At 70.1% G+C, this 21,563-nt stretch carries 13 protein-coding genes and 2 tRNA genes; 4 read left to right on the top strand and 11 right to left on the bottom strand.

Annotated features, from left to right (window positions below):
- Positions 1-59 precede the first annotated feature (59 nt).
- Positions 60-135: transfer RNA gene (locus ACFUO4_RS33450), tRNA-Ala, on the bottom strand.
- 183 nt (positions 136-318) lie between these two features.
- On the opposite strand from ACFUO4_RS33450, the gene ACFUO4_RS33455 reads away from it, so the two are divergent.
- Both ACFUO4_RS33455 and ACFUO4_RS33460 read left to right on the top strand, forming a co-directional pair.
- Positions 319-867 carry a DNA-binding protein gene (locus ACFUO4_RS33455; protein WP_079312260.1) on the top strand — a complete coding sequence of 183 codons (549 nt, stop codon included), beginning with the start codon at positions 319-321 and terminating at the stop codon, positions 865-867.
- A 246-nt stretch (positions 868-1,113) separates the two neighbouring features.
- Complete coding sequence (locus tag ACFUO4_RS33460; protein ID WP_383491887.1) at positions 1,114-2,970, top strand: protein kinase; 1,857 nt, start codon at positions 1,114-1,116, stop codon at positions 2,968-2,970.
- Between the two features lie 295 nt (positions 2,971-3,265).
- On the opposite strand, the gene ACFUO4_RS33465 is transcribed toward ACFUO4_RS33460, so the two are convergent.
- The gene (locus ACFUO4_RS33465) at positions 3,266-4,543 is read right to left on the bottom strand and encodes a hypothetical protein (protein ID WP_383491889.1); all 1,278 of its coding nucleotides are present in this window, start codon (positions 4,541-4,543) and stop codon (positions 3,266-3,268) included.
- A gap of 249 nt (positions 4,544-4,792) precedes the next feature.
- Positions 4,793-4,921, bottom strand: a complete 129-nt coding sequence (locus ACFUO4_RS33470; protein WP_003999697.1) for a DLW-39 family protein — start codon at positions 4,919-4,921, stop codon at positions 4,793-4,795.
- A gap of 381 nt (positions 4,922-5,302) precedes the next feature.
- Between ACFUO4_RS33470 and ACFUO4_RS33475 the strand changes: the two genes are divergently transcribed.
- A complete protein-coding gene (locus tag ACFUO4_RS33475) occupies positions 5,303-5,677 on the top strand; it encodes a DUF6344 domain-containing protein (RefSeq protein ID WP_079307600.1) in 375 nt (124 codons plus the stop codon).
- A gap of 776 nt (positions 5,678-6,453) precedes the next feature.
- The gene (locus ACFUO4_RS33480; protein ID WP_383491891.1) at positions 6,454-10,467 is read left to right on the top strand and encodes an AAA family ATPase; all 4,014 of its coding nucleotides are present in this window, start codon (positions 6,454-6,456) and stop codon (positions 10,465-10,467) included.
- A 205-nt stretch (positions 10,468-10,672) separates the two neighbouring features.
- Here the strand turns inward: ACFUO4_RS33480 and ACFUO4_RS33485 are convergent.
- From ACFUO4_RS33485 to dnaN, 8 genes are all read right to left on the bottom strand, one after another.
- Positions 10,673-10,746: transfer RNA gene (locus tag ACFUO4_RS33485), tRNA-Ile, on the bottom strand.
- 100 nt (positions 10,747-10,846) lie between these two features.
- Entirely contained in the window at positions 10,847-11,683 is an 837-nt protein-coding gene (locus ACFUO4_RS33490; protein ID WP_383491893.1) for a DUF3566 domain-containing protein, read from the bottom strand.
- Between the two features lie 17 nt (positions 11,684-11,700).
- Positions 11,701-14,295, bottom strand: a complete 2,595-nt coding sequence (gene gyrA / locus ACFUO4_RS33495) for a DNA gyrase subunit A (RefSeq protein WP_383491895.1) — start codon at positions 14,293-14,295, stop codon at positions 11,701-11,703.
- A 42-nt stretch (positions 14,296-14,337) separates the two neighbouring features.
- Complete coding sequence (gyrB, locus tag ACFUO4_RS33500; protein WP_079307566.1) at positions 14,338-16,401, bottom strand: DNA topoisomerase (ATP-hydrolyzing) subunit B; 2,064 nt, start codon at positions 16,399-16,401, stop codon at positions 14,338-14,340.
- A gap of 392 nt (positions 16,402-16,793) precedes the next feature.
- The gene (locus tag ACFUO4_RS33505; RefSeq protein WP_079307564.1) at positions 16,794-17,324 is read right to left on the bottom strand and encodes a DUF721 domain-containing protein; all 531 of its coding nucleotides are present in this window, start codon (positions 17,322-17,324) and stop codon (positions 16,794-16,796) included.
- Complete coding sequence (gene recF / locus ACFUO4_RS33510) at positions 17,321-18,442, bottom strand: DNA replication/repair protein RecF (RefSeq protein WP_383491898.1); 1,122 nt, start codon at positions 18,440-18,442, stop codon at positions 17,321-17,323. The genes ACFUO4_RS33505 and recF overlap by 4 nt, the downstream gene beginning before the upstream one ends.
- Before the next feature lie 53 nt (positions 18,443-18,495).
- Positions 18,496-19,371: a phosphogluconate dehydrogenase (NAD(+)-dependent, decarboxylating) gene (gene gnd / locus ACFUO4_RS33515; RefSeq protein ID WP_079307560.1), complete on the bottom strand. Its 876-nt coding sequence runs from the start codon at positions 19,369-19,371 to the stop codon at positions 18,496-18,498.
- A gap of 175 nt (positions 19,372-19,546) precedes the next feature.
- Positions 19,547-20,677 carry a DNA polymerase III subunit beta gene (dnaN, locus tag ACFUO4_RS33520; protein ID WP_126273083.1) on the bottom strand — a complete coding sequence of 377 codons (1,131 nt, stop codon included), beginning with the start codon at positions 20,675-20,677 and terminating at the stop codon, positions 19,547-19,549.
- Between the last annotated feature and the right edge of the window lie 886 nt (positions 20,678-21,563).

Here is a 21,563-nt window from a genome sequence, read left to right on the forward strand (position 1 = left end):
CACGGAAAACGGACAGAAGAACCCCCTGACCGCGTTCCCGCAGGTCAGGGGGTTCCTCATGGTGGAGCCTAGGGGAGTCGAACCCCTGACATCTGCCATGCAAAGACAGCGCTCTACCAACTGAGCTAAGGCCCCGGAAAAGGAGCGTCCGTCCGGCAGAGTCACATCACCGGCGGGCGCCGCAGACCAGAGTACCGGGTCACCCGGGGTATCTCGCAAAAAGATTGGGGGTCCCGGTGAATGACCACTCTCCGTAAGATGCTCGGCGTGGTTCGCTACAGCGAACCGCCGTATTTGGGGAAGCGATGGGGAGACGCAATGGACGCCGCACAGCAGGAAGCCACCGCAAGAGCGCGGGAACTGCAGCGGAACTGGTACGGGGAGCCGCTGGGGGCGCTCTTCCGTAAGCTCATAGACGATCTTGGCCTCAACCAGGCTCGTCTCGCGGGGGTACTGGGACTGTCCGCACCGATGCTGTCGCAGCTGATGAGCGGACAGCGGGCGAAGATCGGCAACCCGGCCGTGGTGCAGCGCGTGCAGCTGCTCCAGGACCTGGCGAGGCAGGTCGCGGACGGCAGCGTCAGCGCCGCCGAGGCGACGGAACGGATGGACGAGATCAAGAAGTCCCAGGGGGGCTCGGTGCTCAGCAACGCCACGACCACGACGAGCAGTTCGGGAGCGCCGACGGTCAAGCGGGTCGTCCGCGAGATCCAGTCGCTGCTGCGCTCGGTCGCGGCCGCCGGCGACATCATCGACGCCGCCGACACCCTCGCCCCGACCCACCCGGAACTGGCAGAGTTCCTCCGGGTCTACGGCGCCGGCCGCACCTCCGACGCCGTCACGCACTACCAGTCCCACCAGAGCTGACACGGTGAGGCGCGAGGGGGTCGCGCCTCACCACGGGGGGACCGGAGAACGACACGTGGGGGCGTGTCCTTCCACCGGGCCCGCCCGGGCCTCAGCACCGGGTTCTCATCGCGCGGGCTCTCATCTCCCGTGCGTGAGGGGTACATGAGGGGTGTCACTCATCTCCGGGGGATGCGACGGGAGTCGTATCCCCCGCAGTGGGGGAAGCAAGGGGGGAGACCGAAGGGGGAGGAGCGACGCACAGCCATGGGTGAGGTCTTCGCCGGCCGGTACGAACTCGTCGACCCGATCGGGCGCGGTGGCGTCGGCGCGGTCTGGCGTGCCTGGGACCACCGACGTCGGCGCTATGTCGCCGCCAAGGTGCTCCAGCAGAGCGACGCGCACTCCCTGCTGCGGTTCGTCCGTGAGCAGGCGCTGCGGATCGACCATCCTCATGTGCTCGCGCCCGCCAGCTGGGCCGCCGACGACGACAAGGTCCTGTTCACCATGGACCTGGTCCGCGGCGGATCGCTGGTCCACCTGGTCGGGGACTACGGCCCGCTGCCGCCGTTCTTCGTCTGCACGCTGCTGGACCAGCTGCTGTCCGGGCTGGCCGCGGTGCACGCGGAGGACGTCGTCCACCGGGACATCAAGCCGGCCAACCTGCTCCTGGAAGCCACCGGCGCGGGCCGCCCCCGGCTGCGGCTGTCCGACTTCGGCATCGCCATGCGGCTGGGCGAGCCGCGCCTGACGGAGACCGACCTCGTGGTGGGCACGCCGGGATACATCTCGCCCGAGCAGATGATGGGCTCCGAACCGGACTTCCCCGCCGACCTGTTCGCCGTAGGACTGGTCGCCCTCTATCTCCTGGAGGGTGCGCGGCCCGACACCAAGGCGCTCGTGCAGTACTTCGCGGCGCACGGCACACCGGGGGCGCCCAAGGGCATACCCGAGCCGCTCTGGCAGGTCGTGGCCACCCTGCTCCAGCCCGATCCACAGGCGCGGTTCCGCACGGCCACGGGGGCGCGCAAAGCGCTCGCCTCGGCCATGGAACTCCTTCCCGAACCGGGCCCCGACGACGAGCTGATCGAGATCTTCGACCAACTCGGCCCCCTGCCACCGGGGTTCGGCCCCGAGGGACCACTCAAGCCGGCACCGGGCGTGGAGACGACCCGGGGGGCGAGGGCAGCGCGGGAGGCGCGAGAAGCCCGGGAAGCCGGGGAAGCTGGGGAAGCCGGGGAAGCGACAGAACCGCAGGGAGCGACGGGGACGCAGGGCATCAGCGGCCCAGAGGCTCCACGGGGCGCGCCCCGCAAGCCGACGGACTCTTCCTGGCCGGACAGCTCCTCCGACTCCGTATGGCCCGGCACGGGTTCGGTCACGACCGACCCCCGCCACGCCGCCGCGGGTCCGACGACGAACGATCCGCATCACGCCGCGTCGAGTTCGACGACGACGGACCCGCATCGCGCTGCCGCGAGTCCGGGGACGGCTGACCCGCATCTCTCCGCCGCGAGTCCGACGACGACCGGCCCGCGTCACACCGCCGCCCCCGGAGTCGTACCGCCCGATCCGCGACAAGGCACCTCCACCGGCCCCACGGCGAACATCACGCCACCCCGCCCCCTGCACCCTCCCACCACGGACCCGTCCATCGGAGCCCGGCCGTCCTCCATGTCGGACACCGGCAGCTTCCACCTCCCGCCGCCACAGACGACTGCCCCAGAACCACAGCACAGCGGCACACCACAGCAGCCCCCACGCCCAGCCTCGATCGCCCCCCACGACCCCACGCACGTCCTGCCCACCCCCCGTCCCGAAGCACTCCACCAGCCCGACCACCACGATCAGCCCGGTCAGCCACACCAACCGCACCAACCGCACCAGTCACCCCACCCGGCACCGCCCCTGACCCCACCGCTCCCGCGTCAGCCCGCCGATGCCTCTACCGCTTCATACACCGCTCGAGTCCCGCAGGTTCCGCCTCCGGCCCAGGCAGTCCCCCGCCGCCGCGGCTCAAGGGCCCGACGCCGCCCGGGCCCCCCGGCCAAGGTGGCGCTCCCCCTCCTGCTCCTGGCACTGACCTGCTACGCCGTGGGTTTCTGGGCACTGACCCGCATCTGATCAACCCACCACTCACAGGCAACCGAGGACGCCGGCCCCGCCGGCCAGCCCCCTCGCTCCCGGCGCATCCCTCAGCCACACCCCCGGCTCACCGCCCGACCAGCCGCCGCGCGGCCCAACCAAGCACCCACCGCCTCCGGACCCACCGGCCCCCGGCAACCCCAGACCCAAACGGCCACTGACGCCCCTCAGTGCCAGCACCCGCCACCGTCCCAACGCCCGCCCCCCCAGGCCCAACGCCCGCCCAGCCACCCCAGGTCCAACTCCCCGCCCAGCCACCCCAGGCCCGGCCCCCTTACGCGGCACCCCCCGCCCGCCGCCGAGCCACCACCGTCCACACCCCGAGCACCGCCAGCACCACCGTCCCGCCCCCGATCCCGGTGACTGCGACCACCGTCATCACCGCATCGCCCCCCGCAGCCCCGCCACCTCCCCCGGCAACCCCAGCCCCAGCCCCCGGTCCCTGCCCCTGCGCCGCTACCTCGAAAGGCCCCGGAGGCCGGAATCGCCCCGCATACGCGGGCCCCGCCTCGGCCGAGCCGTCGACCCGTACGCGCAACGTCACTCCGAACGGCCCCGCACCGAACTCCTCGCCCATCTGCTCGGAAAGATGGAGGACGAGGTAGTACGACCCGGCGAACCGCATGCCGCGCACCGCGCCGGAGGAGTCGTAGCGGTTGGCGTAGGCCACGGGCGGCACCGGGCGGAGGGCGGCCGTCTTCTGGCTGCCGCTGTAGCCGAAGCTCACGTCGGTGACGGGACCGCGCGCGGGGTTGTAGAGGGACATGGTCAGGGCACCGCCCACATAGGCGCCGCGTATCGTGCTGCCCAGCTCGGCTGTGGCGCCGAGCCGTTGCCCCCAGGCGACCGGTACCGCGTAGAAGAGCGTCTGGCCGGGGGAGATGTCGGCCCTCCAGACCCCCTGGTGCACCGGCGCGGCCGAGCCGAAGCCCGCGCCTCCGGAGCGGGGTGTGGCCGCGCCCGTCACGCCGCCGGGGGAGTCGGAGTCCGGGTCCGGGCTCGACGGCGGAGTGGTGCCCACGGCCTTCTCGAGCCGTGGTTCCAGGAACGGCGCCAGCTCCAGATCCCAGTCGTCCGGCGTCCCGCCCGTCCCGGCGATGCGGTGGACGATCACGTAGTAGGAGCCGTCGTCCTGGCACGCCGTCCGCCGGGGGGAGATCTCCCGCGTCCCCGACACCACGACCGGCCGCGGGCTGCGCCCCGCACCCATCAGATCGCTGTCGATGGAGCAGTTACGGCTGTCGGCGTCCTGCACGGTCACCCTGATGCCGTCCGACGCGGTCACCGTCGCACCCGCGCGCGGGACGGCGGTGACGGAGACGTAGGCGTCGGAGGTGTCGTCGAGGTCGAGGCGGTAGTAGACGTCGCCGTCCGCCGGAAGGGAGCTCTTGTAGGTCTTGCCGGGGACGAGGAGCTCGGCGTCCCCGGTACCCGCGGCACCGTCGACCGGCTGATCATCGGACGAGAAGCCGTACGACCCGTCGGCCTTCGCCCCCTTCGCCCCCTCGGCCGCAACCGACGCCGTCTGCCCCATCAGGGTGACAGTCGCCACGACCACTCCCACGAGTGCCGGACGCAGAGCGGTCCACGGCCGAGAACGCCACCGCACGGTACGCCGCCCCACCGCAACCCGCCACCTTTCCTCATCACCGGACCGTCATCGGACCGTCGCCGGACCGTGGCCCATCCTGCCCAGCCGGGGCGGCGCTCACCCCCGTGTTCCGGCCACCCCGTAGGCCGGGCAACGCAAAACCCCGACCGCAACGGCGGCCGGGGTCTGTTCAGAATCGGGTGTCGGTGCTCACGAACCCGTGGGCACGGAGTCAGTCGCCTCCGTCCACAGATCCTGCTCGGCGCGATCCGCCTGGATCTGGCGGTACACGAGGAGCCCGCCGATGGCGGCCAGTGCGACCAGGAGAAGCTTCTTCACCGCGCGACCTCGTCTTTCCTTGACGTAGGGGACCTCTGGCGCCCGACTATACACACCGTCCGATACCGATCGGTGACCTGCGTCAGCCCCTCAACTTCCGCCTTCCGCACCGCAGTAGAAGTGGATGACGCCGCTCCGATCGGAGGGTGATCACACCTCCACACACGGTGATTTTGACGCGATCCCTCCCCTCTGCTCCGGTTTTCGGGCCCCTTGCGCCCATCCGGGTGGTGTTCATCTGAAGATCGACGCGCCATGGGCGTCGGTCCGTGCTTTCGCGACCCACATACACATCATGAGGAAAGTACGCAAATCGCCCAAGCCGAAATACCCAAGGCGAAATACCCAAGGCGAACCACCCAACCCGAAAGCAGAGGGACCATGGACCGGAACAAGGTCATGAAGCTGTGGACCGCGATCGTCACCGCCTTCCTGGCGCTGTGCACGACGCTCGGACTCGTCACCACCAGCGCCGCGGCGGCCGTGCCGCAGGCCGACACCACGCGCAACAGCACCGCGCCGGTCACGACCCCGGAGCTCACCCCGTGGGCCGCGGCCTGGTCCTGGTCCCTGACCCATGCCAGGTCCCTGCCGCCCACGATGAAGCAGCGCATCCGGGCCGAGGCCCACGGCAAGACCCCGAGCTGCCGCCACCGCTCCCCGTCGGACACGGAGTCGGCCGACGAGGCGACGGCCCTCTGCGACGACACCGCCGCCGCCCCGCAGGCCGAGCCGGCCGCCCCGCACGGCCGCTGAACACCCGGCCCACGCGCACGACCCCGACGTAACAGCAGGACCCACGTACCACTCGACACAGCAGGACCCACGCACCACTCGACACAGCAGGACCCACGCACCACTCGACGCCACGGCTGTACACGCCCCCTGCCGGCTACCCGCCGGAGGCCTACCGCTCCCACTGCGAGCAGCGGTTGCCCCACGGCCGGGAAGGGCACTGGGCACCAGACGACGACCGCTCCACCGAAGAACCGACGACTTCCGCGCACCGTCGCCCCACGACGCTCCGCGCACACACGCCCCGCACAGGGACCCGGTCGAACGTGAGGCCCGTATGTCCGTCATACGAGGCCCGTATGTCCGTCATAGAGGAAAGAGCGCGCGCACGCGCCGCCTCTCCATGGCGTACGACACCGAGGGCCCTGCTGCCGAGGTCCCCGCTCGACGACGTCATCCGCTGACGCCTTCCGCCTATGGGGAGCACGCCGGACCGTCCCATCGTCCGGCACCGGTCCCTCCCCTCGTGGGGACCGGTGCCGAACCGTGGGGCAGCGTCGGCCTGCGCCAGGGCGGCGTGGGCCGGGCGATGGCCGGAACATGGCAGTCCGGATGCGGCCGGTGATTACTCCGGCGGAAGTTCAGGCAACACACAGTCAACGCGTTGCGGTGGCTTGATCCTGCCCCCTGGTGTCGCCGACGGGGAGGTTCCGGACCTGAAGGGTCGACTTTTCCGCAGGTCAGCCCTATAGAGTGAGTTTTCCGGTCCGGATGTCCAGTGGCGAGGGAAGTAAGGGGTGGAGGCCTTGAGTTCCGACTCAGGGGCACGCACGGTCTTCGCCGAACGCCTCGCGCTGCTGTACCGGGAGGCCGGAAACCCGCCCCTCAAGAGCGTGTCCGAGGCGGTCGGCCGACTCCAGCGCGTCGATGAGCGGGGGCGTCCCGTACGGGTGTCCGCGCAGCGGATCAGCGACTGGCGCCGGGCGAGGAACGTACCCGCACAGTTCACCGCGCTCGCGGCCGTCCTGCACATCCTGATACCCCAGGCGCGCCGCGCCCAGCCCACCCCGGTCTCCGCCGGGCTCTACGACCTCACTCACTGGCAGCACCTGTGGGAGCGGGCGATCAGCGGCGCCGACGACGAGGAGCGCCCCCCGGCCGAGTCCCCGCCCCCGCCCGCGGCGGGCGTGTGTCCCTACCGCGGCCTCGCCTCGTACCGCCGCGAGGACGCCCGCTGGTTCTTCGGCCGCGAACGCAGCACCGACGCCCTCCTCGCCCAGCTGCTGTGCGCGGAGCGGACCGGGGGACTGATCATGCTCGTGGGCGCCTCGGGAGCGGGGAAGTCCTCCCTGCTCAACGCCGGTCTGGTGCCCGCCCTGGCGGACGGCGGCCGGGAGGTGGTCCAGCTCGTGCCGGGCGCCGATCCGCTCGCCGAGCTGACCCGTCGTATCCCCGCCCTCGCCGCGGTCCAGGACCCGCCCGATCCCACACTCGCCGCCGCCCCGGCCCCCGCCCTACCGGACCCATCCGACCCCGCATTCGCCCGGACCGTACGGGGCGCCGTGCGCGCGTGGGCCGGCGAGGGCTCGTCCGGCGCGGGCCGGCCTGTCCTGATCGTCGACCAGTTCGAAGAGACGTTCACTCTCTGCGGCGACGAGGCGGACCGCCGTACGTTCATCCAGCTCCTGCATGCCGTGTCCGCACCCGGCGACGGCCCGGACGATCCGGATGATCCGGACGATCCGGCTCCGTTGCTGGTCGTCCTCGGTGTCCGCGCCGACTTCTACGAGCAGTGCCTCTCCCATCCCGAACTCGCCGACGCGCTCCAGCACCGGCACATGGTGCTCGGCCCGCTGACCGCCGCCGAACTGCGCGAGGCAGTGACCGCCCCGGCGAAGGCCGTGGGGCTTGAGCTGGAGCCGGGGCTCGCGGAGCTGATCGTGCGGGAGGTGAGCGCCGACGGGCCGCGCGGGGCACACGACGCCGGCGTGCTGCCGCTGCTCTCCCACGCGCTGCTGGCCACCTGGCAGCGCCGCAAGTCGGGGCGGCTGACGCTGGCCGGGTACAGAGCGGCGGGCGGCATCCAGGGCGCCGTGGCGGCCACCGCCGAGCGTGCCTGGTCCGGGCTCGACCCGGCCGCCCGTACCGCCGCGCGGCTGCTCCTGCTGCGGCTGGTGCGGCTCAGCGAAGACACCCAGGCGACCCGCAGGCGCGGCACCCGGCGTCAGCTGGCGGCGGAGTCGGCTGACCCCGACAAGACCGAGGAGTCCCTGGAGGCGCTGGTCCGGGCCCGGTTGGTGACCCTGGACGCGGAGACCGTGGAGATCACCCACGAGGCGCTCCTGCATGCCTGGCCGCGGCTGCGCGAGTGGATCGACGAGGACCGCAGCGGCAACCTGCTGCGCCAGCGCCTGGAGGAGGACGGCAGGTCCTGGGAAGCCTCCGAGCGTGACTCCGCGCTCCTGTACCGCGGCTCGCGCCTCGAACAGGCCCACGCCTGGGCCAAGTCGGCCGGCGACACCTTCCTGACCCGCAGCGCGGTGGAGTTCCTGGCGGCCTCGGTACGGCTGCGCCGGCGCACGGTGTGGATCAGCCGGGCCGCGATCTCCGCGCTGCTCGCGCTCACGCTCGTCGCCGTCTGTGCGGCGGTCATCGCGTGGAAGCAGCGGGACGACGCCGTCTTCGAGCAGGTCGTCGCCGAGACGGACCGCTTCGAGGACACCGACCCCTCGCTGTCCGCGCAGCTCGCCCTGGTCGCGCACCGGCTGCGCGGGGACGACGAGGGCGCCCGCAGCCGCGTGTTGTCGGCGGCGAACGCCCCGCTGGCCACCCCGCTGCTCGGCCACACCGGCGCCGTCTACCTCACCTCGTTCAGCCCCGACGGCCGCACGCTGGCCACCGCCAGCTACGACCGCACCGTCCGCCTGTGGGACGTCGCCGACCCCGGCCGTCCCAAGCCGCTCGGCAAGCCCCTGACCGGCCACACGAGCTGGGTCAGCAGCGCGGTCTTCAGCCCGGACGGACACACTCTCGCCAGCGCCTCGGATGACGGAACGATTCGCCTGTGGGACGTACGGCGGCCGGGCCACCCGCGTTCCCTCGGCGCCCCGTTGACCGGCCACAGCGGCACGATCTACCTGGTCGCCTTCAGCCCGGACGGCCGCACCCTGGCCTCCGCCGGCGACGACCACGCCGTCCGCCTGTGGAACGTGACCGACCCCGCCCGCCCCGAGCCGCTCGGCAGACCGCTCACCGGCCCCACCGAGGCCGTGCGGTCCGTCGCGTTCAGCCCGGACGGACGGACCCTGGCGGCCGGTGGCGACGACGACACGATCCGGCTGTGGGACACGAGCGACCCGCGCGAACCCGAGCCGCTGGGCAGCCCGTTGACCGGGCACACCGGAATCATCCACTCCGTGGCGTTCAGCCCGGACGGCCGCACCCTCGCCAGCGGCAGCACGGACGACACCGTACGCCTGTGGAACGTGGCAGATCCGCGGGCGCCCGAGCCGCTGGGCACCCCGCTGGCCGGGCACACCGGCCCCGTCTGGTCGGTGGCGTTCAGCCCCGACGGCACGCGTCTCGCCGCCGCGAGCGCGGACTCCACGGCCAGCCTGTGGAACGTCGCCAACCCCGCGTCCCCGTCCCAGATCGGGAAGCCGCTGTCCGGCGCGAGCGGGGAGATGTACGCACTCGGCTTCAGCCCGGACGGCCGTACGCTCGCCACCGGCAACGGCGACAACAAGGTCCGCCTGTGGTCGCTCCCCACCTCGGACATGACCGGCAGGCTCGGCGCGTTCCGCCCGGACGGCCGTGTCCTCGCCACGGCGGCCCGCGACGAGAACATCCGCCTGTGGAGCGTCACCGACCCCGACCGGCCCAGGCGGCTGGCGGCGCCCTTCAGGCCGGGGGAGGGAGACATCCGCGCGCTGGCGTACGCCCCCGACGGCCGCACCCTCGCGGTCCTGACGGGCAGCCACGCGGTGCAGCTGTTCAATGTCACCGACCCCCGCCACCCGGTCCCCTACGGCCGCCCGGTCCCCCTGCGGACCCGTTTCCCGGGCCCCGAGGCGCTGGCGTTCAGCCCGGACGGCCGCCTGCTGGCAACCGCCCACGACGACCGCACGATCCAGCTGTGGAACGTCACCGACCCCGCCCGCCTCACCCGGCTCGGCGCCCCGCTGACCGGGCACAAGGGGTACGTCAACTCCCTGCTGTTCAGCCCCGACAGCCGCACCCTGGCCAGCGGCAGCGCCGACGACACCGTCCGTCTGTGGGACGTCACCGCCCCCGGGCACGCGGCCCCGCTGGGCGCCCCGCTCACGGGTCACTCCGGACCCGTCGACACCCTCGCCTACAGCCCGGACGGCCGCACTCTCGCCAGCGCCGGCGACGACGACACCGTCCGCCTGTGGAACGTCGCCCACCCCGGCGACACGTCCGAGGTCGGCCCCGTCCTCACCGGACACACCGAGGCGATCGTGTCCCTCACCTTCAGCAGGGACGGCGACACCCTCGCCAGCGGCGGCAACGACAACACGGTCCGCGCCTGGGACGTCACCGACCCGGCGCTCGCGACACCCATCGGCCAGGCGATGAACCCGGGCGGCAAGACGGGCAGCTTCCTGTCCTTCAGCCCGCACGCCGACCTGCTCGGCATCTCCAGCGGCGTCGACACCGTACGGCTGTGGAACCTCGACACCGACACGGCGGTCCGCCGCATCTGCGCGGCCACGCGCGGCGTCCTGACGCCGGGGAAATGGCACGAGTACCTGCCGCGACTCTCCTATGAACCCCCGTGCGAGGACTGACGGGATCACGTGATCCCCATCACAACACCTCACCGGTCCCGAGCAGCCGCCTCCCCCAGCACCATCACCGTTGTTAGCCTTGGCCATAGCCCGGTCGCTGGTGCATCCCCCGTCGCCAGCGACCGGGCGTTCGCATGCCACCCGCACGACGACTTCCGCACATACGAAAGACCCCCAGTCGAATCGACTGGGGGTCCTCGTTCTGTGGGGCTAACAGGATTTGAACCTGTGGCCTCATCCTTATCAGGGATGCGCTCTAACCAACTGAGCTATAGCCCCGCCGCGCTCTGCGGTGTGTGTCCCGCGCGCTGACTCCTGAAGATTAGCGCACGACCGGGGCAGTCCCAAAATCGATAGTCAGGGCCGCTTACCCGTCCTCTTACTCGTCCTCGGCGAGCGTCAGCTCGACGCCGCCGACGAAGCCCGCGGAGAGGTTGTAGATGAACGCGCCGAGCGTCGCGAGGGCCGTCGCGAGGACGACGTCGATGACCGCGATGATCGTCGTGAACATCAGGACGTTGGGCAGGGAGAGGAACGACTGCAGGTCGAAGCCGTTGGACTCGTTCGAGCCGGTCGCCTCGGAGATGGTGCCGCCGACCGTCGAGAAGACGCCCATCGCGTCCATGACCATCCACAGCACGGCGGCCGCGACGATCGTGCAGATGCCGAGCGCGATGGAGAGCAGGAAGCTGACCTTCATCACCGACCACGGGTCGGCCTTGGCCACCCGCAGCCGCGCCTTGCGGGTGCGCGGCATGGTGCGCGCGCCGGTGCGCGGCCGGCGTACGGCGCCGGTGGCGGCGGCCTGCGCCGGGTAGGCCTGCGGCGGGTGGTAAGGGCCCGCGGCCTGTTCCGGCCGGCGTTCCCCCGGCAGCGGCGACGGCGGCTGCTGGGCCGGCGGCTGCGGCTGCGGGCCCGGAGCAGCCGGGCCCGCGCCGGCCGCGTACTGCTGGGTCTGCGGGCCTCGGGTGTCCGTCACAGTTCCCCCCTGTGATCCAGGTGCGTCGGGCGAGGGAGAGTCCTTGGCGGGCACCTTGATCGCCTTGAGCTGGGTCGTGTGCGAATCTGTCGCCCGCCCGTCCGTGCCCCGCCCGTCCGTGGCGTGCGCGTCGGTCGTACGCGCAGCGTTCGTACGCGCGGCGGAGCCACGACCGCCGTCGTCCGTGTCCGTACCGGAAGGGGTACTGGACGGTCCGGCGCCCGTGGCTCCGCTCACGTGACTCACTCCTCGTGCTACTCGGCCGAGGGCGCCTCACCCTCGTCCGTGCCGGTGGTCGCGGCGTCTTCGGCGGTCTCGTCGACGGCGTCCTCGCCGTCGACCTCCTCCGCCTCGCGCCCCGCCTCGGCGTTACGTGCGATACCGACGACGGCATCGCGCTTGCCCAGGTTGATCAGTTGGACGCCCATGGTGTCACGGCCCGTCTCCCTGACCTCGTTGACTCGCGTACGAATCACACCGCCGCCCAGTGTGATGGCGAGGATCTCATCGGTCTCCTCGACCACCAGCGCGCCGACGAGAGAACCCCGGTCCTCCACGATCTTGGCGGCCTTGATGCCGAGGCCGCCGCGACCCTGGACGCGGTACTCGTCGACGGCGGTCCGCTTCGCGTACCCACCGTCTGTGGCAGTGAACACGAACGTACCGGGTCGAACAACATTCATCGAGAGCAGCTCGTCTCCCTCACGGAAACTCATGCCCTTGACACCCGAGGTCGCGCGGCCCATGGGACGGAGTGCTTCGTCCGTGGCCGTGAACCTGATCGACTGCGCCTTCTTGCTGATCAGAAGCAGATCATCGTCGGCCGAAACGAGTTCGGCTCCGATCAGTTCGTCGTCCGAACCGTCGTCCGTTTCCCGGAGGTTGATCGCGATGACACCTCCGGAACGCGGCGAATCGTAATCCTTCAGAGCCGTCTTCTTCACCAGACCGCCCTTGGTGGCCAGGATCAGATACGGCGCCACCTCGTAGTTGCGGATGGCGAGGATCTCGGCGATCGACTCGTCCGGCTGGAAGGCCAGCAGGTTGGCGACGTGCTGTCCACGCGCGTCACGCCCGGCGTCGGGAAGCTCGTACGCCTTCGCCCGGTAGACGCGGCCCTTGTTGGTGAAGAACAGCAGCCAGTGGTGGGTGGTGGAGACGAAGAAGTGGTCGACGATGTCGTCTTCCTTGAGCTTCGTGCCCCGCACGCCCTTGCCGCCGCGCTTCTGCGCCCGGTAGTCGTCCGTCTTGGTGCGCTTGACGTAGCCGCCGCGCGTGACGGTGACGACGATGTCCTCCTCGGCGATCAGGTCCTCGATGGACATGTCACCGTCGTAGGGCACCAGCATGGTCTTGCGGTCGTCGCCGTACTTCTCGACGAGCGCGGCGAGTTCCTCGCTGACGATGCCGCGCTGGCGGACCGGCGAGGCCAGGATCTCGTTGTACTCCGTGATCTTCGCCTGGAGTTCGTCGTGCTCCTGGATGATCTTCTGGCGCTCCAGGGCGGCGAGCCGGCGCAGCTGCATCTCGAGGATGGCGTTGGCCTGGATCTCGTCGATCTGGAGGAGGTCCATCAAGCCCGTGCGCGCGATGTCGACCGTGTCACTGGCCCGGATGAGCGCGATGACCTCGTCGATGGCGTCCAGCGCCTTGAGCAGACCGCGCAGGATGTGCGCCCGCTCCTCGGCCTTGCGCAGCCGGAACCTGGTCCGGCGGACGATGACCTCGATCTGGTGCGTCACCCAGTGGCGGATGAACGCGTCCAGCGAGAGGGTGCGCGGCACGCCGTCGACCAGGGCCAGCATGTTGGCGCTGAAGTTCGACTGCAGATCCGTGTGCTTGTACAGGTTGTTCAGGACGACCTTGGCGACCGCGTCCCGCTTCAGGACGATGACCAGGCGCTGGCCGGTGCGCGAGCTGGACTCGTCGCGGACGTCCGCGATGCCGCCGACCTTGCCGTCCTTCACCAGGTCGGCGATCTTCTGCGCGAGGTTGTCGGGGTTGGTCTGGTACGGCAGCTCCGTGACCACCAGGCACTGGCGGTTCTGGATCTCCTCGACCGCGACGACCGCCCGCATGGTGATCGAGCCGCGGCCCGTGCGGTACGCCTCCTCGATGCCCTTGCGGCCGACGACCAGCGCGCCGGTCGGGAAGTCGGGGCCCTTGATGCGCTCGATGAGCGCGTCCAGGAGCTCCTCGTGCGAGGCCTCCGGGTTCTCCAGGTACCACTGGGCACCGGCCGCGACCTCGCGCAGGTTGTGCGGCGGGATGTTGGTCGCCATGCCGACCGCGATCCCGGCCGAGCCGTTGATCAGCAGGTTCGGGAAGCGGGCCGGCAGGACGGTCGGCTCCTGGGAGCGGCCGTCGTAGTTGTCCGTGAAGTCGACGGTCTCCTCGTCGATGTCACGGACCATCTCCATCGACAGCGGCGCCATCTTGCACTCGGTGTAGCGCATGGCGGCCGCCGGGTCGTTGCCCGGGGAGCCGAAGTTGCCGTTGGAGTCGACGAGCGGCATGCGCATCGACCACGGCTGGGCGAGACGCACCAGGGCGTCGTAGATCGAGGAGTCGCCGTGCGGGTGGTAGTTGCCCATGACGTCGCCGACCACGCGGGCGCACTTGTAGAAGCCGCGCTCGGGGCGGTAGCCGCCGTCGTACATCGCGTACAGGACGCGGCGGTGGACGGGCTTGAGACCGTCCCGGACGTCCGGCAGGGCGCGGGCCACGATGACGGACATCGCGTAGTCGAGGTACGAGCGCTGCATCTCGGTCTCGAGCCCGACGGGCTCGATCCGCATGACGACGTCGCCGCCCTCTTCAGGGGTGACAGGAGTGTTCTCGTCGGCCATTGCTGGTGAAGATCCTTCCTGGTGCGGTCAGCTGAGACCGACTCAGATGTCGAGGAAGCGGACGTCCTTGGCGTTGCGCTGGATGAACGCGCGGCGGGCCTCGACGTCCTCGCCCATGAGGACCGAGAACAGGTCGTCGGCCTGGGCGGCGTCGTCGAGGGTGACCTGGCCGAGGACGCGGTGCTCGACGTCCATGGTCGTCACGCGCAGCTCCTCGGCGTTCATCTCGCCGAGACCCTTGAAGCGCTGGATGGAGTCCTCACGGACCCGCTTGCCGCGCTGGCGGCCCATCTCCAGCAGGGCGTCGCGCTCGCGGTCCGAGTAGGCGTACTCGATGTCGTCCCGGCCCCACTTGATCTTGTAGAGCGGCGGACGGGAGAGGTACACGTGCCCGGCCTCGACCAGCGGCCGCATGAAGCGGAACAGGAAGGTGAGCAGCAGGGTGGAGATGTGCTGACCGTCGACGTCGGCGTCCGCCATCAGGATGATCTTGTGATAGCGGAGCTTCTCGATGTCGAAGTCCTCGTGCACACCCGTGCCGAAGGCCGAGATCAGCGCCTGGATCTCCTGGTTCTGCAGGATCTTGTCGATCCGCGCCTTCTCGACGTTGAGGATCTTGCCTCGGATCGGGAGGATCGCCTGGTACTGCGGGTTGCGGCCGGACTTGGCCGAGCCGCCGGCGGAGTCACCCTCGACGATGAAGATCTCGCACTTGGTCGGGTCGTTCGACTGGCAGTCGGAGAGCTTGCCCGGCAGGGACGCCGACTCGAGCAGGCCCTTGCGACGGGTCAGGTCGCGCGCCTTGCGGGCCGCCACGCGCGCGGTGGCCGCCTGGATGCCCTTGCGGATGATGTCCGCGGCCTCGACCGGGTTGCGGTCCAGCCAGTCGTTGAGGTGCTCGTAGACGGCCTTCTGCACGAAGGTCTTCGCCTCCGTGTTGCCCAGCTTGGTCTTCGTCTGGCCCTCGAACTGCGGCTCGCTCAGCTTCACCGAGATGATCGCCGTCAGACCCTCGCGGATGTCGTCACCCGTGAGGTTGTCGTCCTTCTCGCGGAGCAGCTTCTTGTCGCGCGCGTACTTGTTGATGAGCGAGGTCAGCGCCGCACGGAAGCCCTCCTCGTGCGTACCGCCCTCGTGGGTGTGGATGATGTTCGCGAAGGAGTACACGCCCTCGCTGTAGCCCGTGTTCCACTGCATCGCGACCTCGAGGGACAGGCTCTTGTCCTTGTCCTCGGCCTCCAGGTCGATGACCGTGGGGTGCACCAGGTCGCCCTTGCGGGAGTTCAGGTACTTCACGAAGTCGACGATGCCGCCTTCGTAGTGGTACGTGACGTGCTTGACCTCGGCCTTCTCGTCGGCGCCGGCCTCGTCCGCACCGGAGGTGGCCTTCGCCGACTCGCGCTCGTCAGTGAGTTTGATCGTCAAACCCTTGTTGAGGAACGCCATCTCCTGGAAACGCCGCGACAGCGTCTCGAAGGAGTACTCCGTGGTCTCGAAGATGTCGCCGTCGGCCCAGAAGGTGACCGAGGTGCCGGTCTCGTCCGTGGCCTCGTGCTTGGCGAGGGCCGCGGTCGGGACGCCCATCTTGTAGTCCTGCGTCCAGCGGTGGCCGTCGGTCCTGACCTCGACGGCGACCTTCGACGACAGCGCGTTCACGACGGACACACCCACGCCGTGCAGACCACCGGAGACGGCGTAACCGCCGCCGCCGAACTTGCCGCCCGCGTGCAGCACGGTCAGCACGACCTCGACGGCGGGCTTGCCCTCGGACGGGACAATGCCCACCGGGATGCCACGGCCGTTGTCCACGACGCGCACGCCGCCGTCGGCCAGGATCGTCACGTCGATCGTGTCCGCGTGCCCGGCCAGCGCCTCGTCGACGGAGTTGTCGACGACCTCGTACACGAGGTGGTGCAGACCGCGCTCACCGGTGGAACCGATGTACATACCGGGTCGCTTGCGGACCGCGTCCAGACCCTCGAGGACGGTGATGGCGCTGGCGTCGTACGAAGCGGTGACCTCGCCGTTCGCGCCGGCGTCGGTGGACGGGATGTTCTCGTTGGGGTTGCCGGAATCGGCCACGAAGCGCCCTTTCTGGCACAGCACGAGCCAAGCTCGGCGGCGGGTTGCCGGAGCGGCTGCGGCATGTTGCGTTGGTAAGCCTTGATCAGCGTTGCTCAGCTTGTCCCGGCGGTCCCCACGAATGGGGCGGGATTGGCTTCCAGTCTACCGGTAGCGCTGACAGTGATGGGGGTTTGCCGGTACCTGAGTCCTCATGTGCCGCCCGAAATACCGCTCCGCCGGGTCCCCATATACGGAGCGGGGCTCCAAGAGGCTCACGGAGGCACTCAGCGCTTCCGGCTGTCAACCCTTGGCTACTTGGGAGTCAGGTCGCAATTCGCAACCGCGTGCGGGTGTACGACACGACGGCCGCCGAAGGTCCCGGAGGACCGCCGACGGCCGTCGATGTGATGTCTGTCACCCACAGGTTTGCGGGCTCATCCGTAGGTGTCACCAGGGCCTGTGCTGCCCGGGGCACGCAAGGGGCCGTAGCGCCGCGGGGGCCCGCCGGGGTTGAGCACTTTGATCATCCGCACACTGCCCTGGCCCAGATCCTCATTGAGACGGGCGACCAGGGCGGGCGCGAGGTGACGCAGCTGGGTCGCCCACGCCGTGGAGTCGCACTGCACGACCAGCACCCGCTCGTCCTCGTCGTACTTCTGCGGCACGCAGTGCTTGGCGAGGTTCTCTCCGACGATCTCCGGCCAGCGCCCCATCACCCCGCCGACCGCCGCCGGCGCCTCCCAGCCCCGCTCACTGATCAGCCGGTTGATCGCCGACCCCAGCGCCATCGGGTCGCGCCCGTCGGCGCGCGCGCCGGAGCGCAGACCGCCCCGCCGCGCCTGCTTCTTCTGCTGCGCCGCGTCCCCTCGCGCGCGTGCCTGCTCCTTGGCCGCGCGCAGCGCCACGCGCGCGAGGTCGATGCCGGACGGCTCGGGCGCCTGCTTCTTCGGCTCCTCGGCGTTCACGCGCGCTCCACCACCCCACCGGACACCGCATACCGCGCCCCCACCAGCAGATGCGGTACGTCGTCGTCGACCGCCGCCGTCACCAGCACCTGCTCCCCGGGCGCCACCAGCTCCGCCAGCCGCTCCCGGCGCCGGGTGTCCAGCTCGGCGAACACGTCGTCGAGGATCAGCACCGGCTCGTTGCCCTCCGCGCGCAGCAGGTCGTACGACGCCAGCCGCAACGCCAGCGCGTACGACCAGGACTCCCCGTGCGAGGCGTAGCCCTTGGCGGGCAGCTGACCGAGTTTGAGCAGCAGATCGTCCCTGTGGGGGCCCACGAGGGTGACACCGCGCTCGATCTCCTGCTTACGGGCCTCCGCGAGCGCCGCCATCAGCTGCTCGTAGAGATCCTCACGCGTGTGCGCCTCACCCGGAGCCGACGGCTTGTACTCCAGGGCGATCGGGCCGCCGCCGGGCGCCAGCTGCTCGTACGCCTTGTCGGCCAGCGGCTGGATCGCGGCGATCAGGTCGAGCCGCTGGGCGAGCAGCTCGGCACCCACGCGCGCGAGGTGCTGGTCCCACACGTCGAGCGTGGACAGGTCCATCGAGCGGCCGCCGTGCCGACGCGCGAGCGCCGCCGACTTCAGCAGGGTGTTGCGCTGCTTGAGGACCCGCTCGTAGTCCGAGCGCACGCCCGCCATGCGCGGGGAACGGGCGGTGATCAGCTCGTCGAGGAAGCGCCGCCGCTCCCCTGGGTCGCCCTTCACCAGGGCGAGGTCCTCGGGGGCGAACAGGACCGTCCTGAGGATGCCGAGCACATCACGCGGCCTGACCTGCGACGACCTGTTGATGCGCGCGCGGTTCGCCTTGCCCGGGTTCAGCTCCAGCTCGATCAGCTGCTGCCGGTCGCCCTGCCGGACCTGCGCCCGGACGATCGCACGGTCGGCGCCCATGCGGACCAGGGGAGCGTCGGAGGAGACGCGGTGGCTGCCGAGGGTGGCGAGATAGCCGACGGCCTCGACCAGGTTCGTCTTGCCCTGCCCGTTGGGGCCGACGAAGGCCGTGACGCCCGGGTCGAGCGGAACTTCGACCCGGGCGTACGAGCGGAAGTCGGCCAGCGACAGATGCGTGACGTGCATGGTCGGGCGCCGACCTCCCCCAGCTTGTGGACCGTTCTCAACAGCCCTGTGGATTACTTCTTCTCGACCGCGTGGCCGCCGAACTGGTTGCGCAGCGCCGCGATCATCTTCATCTGCGGCGAGTCGTCCTGCCGGGACGCGAACCGCGCGAACAGGGACGCGGTGATCGCCGGCAGCGGTACCGCGTTGTCGATGGCGGCCTCCACGGTCCAGCGGCCCTCACCGGAGTCCTGTGCGTAGCCGCGCAGCTTGTCCAGGTGCTCGTCCTCGTCGAGGGCGTTGACGGCCAGGTCCAGCAGCCAGGAACGGATGACCGTCCCCTCCTGCCAGGACCGGAAGACCTCGCGCACGTCGGTGACGGAGTCGACCTTCTCCAGGAGCTCCCAGCCCTCGGCGTAGGCCTGCATCATCGCGTACTCGATGCCGTTGTGGACCATCTTCGCGAAGTGCCCGGCGCCGACCTTGCCGGCGTGCACCGAGCCGAAGTCGCCCTCGGGCTTGAGCGCGTCGAAGACCGGCTGCACCTTGGCGACGTTCTCCGCGTCGCCGCCGTACATCAGCGCGTAGCCGTTCTCCAGGCCCCACACGCCGCCGGAGACACCGCAGTCCACGAAGCCGATGCCCTTGGCCGCGAGCTCCTCGGCGTGCTTCTCGTCGTCCGTCCAGCGGGAGTTGCCGCCGTCCACGACGACGTCACCCGGCTCCAGGAGCTCGGCCAGCTCGTCGACGGTCGACTGGGTCGGGGCGCCGGCCGGAACCATCACCCAGACCACGCGCGGTCCCTTGAGCTTGCCCACAAGCTCTTCCAGGCTGTGGACATCGGCGAGGTCCGGGTTGCGGTCGTATCCGATGACGGTGTGGCCTGCGCGGCGGATCCGCTCGCGCATGTTGCCGCCCATCTTGCCGAGGCCGACGAGACCGAGCTCCATCAGTTGTTCCTTAGGTTGCTGTGGCGTGTGTGGCACCTTCGTACCTACGTCCGAGCCTAAACCCGGACGCTCACGCACACCTGTGGGCATACGCGCTCATACGTACGCCCCCACCTGCGGATTCTCCCCAGGCCAGGGTCCTCGCGCCCACAACCTGGGGATAACTTCCGCCGACTCAGCCGCTCAGGCGCACCGGCATGATCAGGTACTTGTAGGCCTCGTCCGCCTCCGCGTCCAGGGCCGGCTTGCCGCTGAGCAGCGCGGGCTTCGTGGACGTCGTGAAGGACAGCTGGGCGACCGGGGAGTCGATGGCGCTCAGGCCGTCCAGCAGGAACGTCGGGTTGAAGGCGATCGAGATGTCGTCGCCGTCGAGGTTGGCGTCGACGCGCTCCACAGCCTGTGCGTCGTCGCTGGAACCGGCCTCCAGGATCAGCACGCCCTGCTCGAAGCTCAGCCGCACCGGGGTGTTGCGCTCGGCGACCAGGGCCACACGCTTGACGGCCTCCACGAAGGGGGCCGTCTCGATCACGGCGACGGAGTTGAACTCGGTCGGGAACAGCGTGCGGTACTTCGGGAGGTCGCCCTCGAGCAGACGCGTGGTGGTACGCCGGCCCGCGCCCTCGAAACCGATGAGGCCCTCGCCCGCGCCCGAGCCGGAGAGCGCCAGGGTGACGCTGTCGCCGCTCGTGAGGGCCTTGGCGGTGTCCAGGAGCGTCTTGGCGGGCACCAGGGCCACCGCGGACGCCTCGGGGTTCTCCGGCTTCCACAGGAACTCGCGGACCGCGAAGCGGTAGCGGTCGGTGGAGGCCAGCGTGACGGTGTCGCCCTCGATCTCGATGCGCACACCGGTCAGCACCGGCAGCGTGTCGTCGCGTCCGGCCGCGATGGCGACCTGGGCGGCGGCGGAGGCGAAGACCTCACCGGGGACGGTGCCGGTCGCGGTCGGCATCTGCGGCAGCGCCGGGTACTCCTCCACCGGCAGGGTGTGGAGGGTGAACCGCGAGGAGCCGCAGACCACGGTCGCCCGTACACCGTCTGTGGAAATCTCCACCGGGCGGTTGGGCAGGGCGCGGCAGATGTCGGCGAGCAGGCGGCCGGAGACCAGGACCGTGCCCTCCTCCTCGACCTCGGCCTCGACGCTCACCCGCGCGGAGACCTCGTAGTCGAAGCTGGACAGGCTCAGCTGGCCGTCCTCGGCCTTCAGCAGAAGGCCGGCGAGGACAGGCGCCGGCGGACGGGCCGGGAGGCTGCGTGCCGCCCAGGCCACTGCCTCCGCGAGTACGTCGCGTTCCACCCGGATCTTCACTGTTGCCGCCTCCTGCTGTTGCCGGCGCTTCGCTCTGCCTGGCCTCGTCGTCTGTCTCGGTGTCGTCGGCCCCTGTGAGGGGAAGGACACCGGGGAACAGTCTGACGCACCCCACTGACAGTAGGTGCCTCTCGGGGTCAAGTCGTGACGAGGGGCAGTCGGGAGCCGGACAGCGAGTTGTGCACAGGACCCCCTTCGAAACGGATTCCCAGCTCTCTCTAGTTGGGAGTAGTAGTAGGGGCTGTGGATACCGTGGATAACTTCGTTTTCGCAGGTCAGACCGGAAATTTTGTCCACGGGCCCTGTGGGCGGAGGCGGTGGACAACTCGGGGTGTCTGTGGAGAACAGAAAGTTCTGCACACCCCGTGCACAGGTTGAGCCGAGTTCTCCCCAGCTGCGTCCCCAGCTTTACCCGCGTTTCCCACACCCCAACCCGGCACCTTCGTGTGACGCCTTTCACTCGACACGGTGAGCAGCCGCGTCGCGTTGCCGAACAGTGGATAGCCATGTGGAGAAGCTGGGGATCGCTGGGGACAACCTGGCTCAGCCTGTGGGTTGCCGGTGGACAACTCGATGCACAGCCTGTGGATCTTTTCGTCGTCCACAGTCTGTGGAGATCGCTCGTCCACGAATCCACAACCACTTGACCTGGCCTGATGGCCTTTCAACAGCCCTCCTGTGGACGGCGATCTGGACAACTTCACAGTCCCCAGGATGTGGACGGCAGAAAGTCGGTGAATCTGTGGAGGGAGGCCGTAACTCGGCAGGTAATCGAACGTGCGGCTACGAGGACGTGACGGCGCGGACGGCGTCCGTGGGCGTCGCGGCAGGACGAGCGCCGTCCTGGGCCTCCTGGGGCGGCATGACGAACGCTCTCCTGGACCTC

The sequence above is a fragment of the Streptomyces sp. NPDC057280 genome (genome assembly GCF_042668605.1).
Classification (GTDB): Bacteria; Actinomycetota; Actinomycetes; order Streptomycetales; family Streptomycetaceae; genus Streptomyces.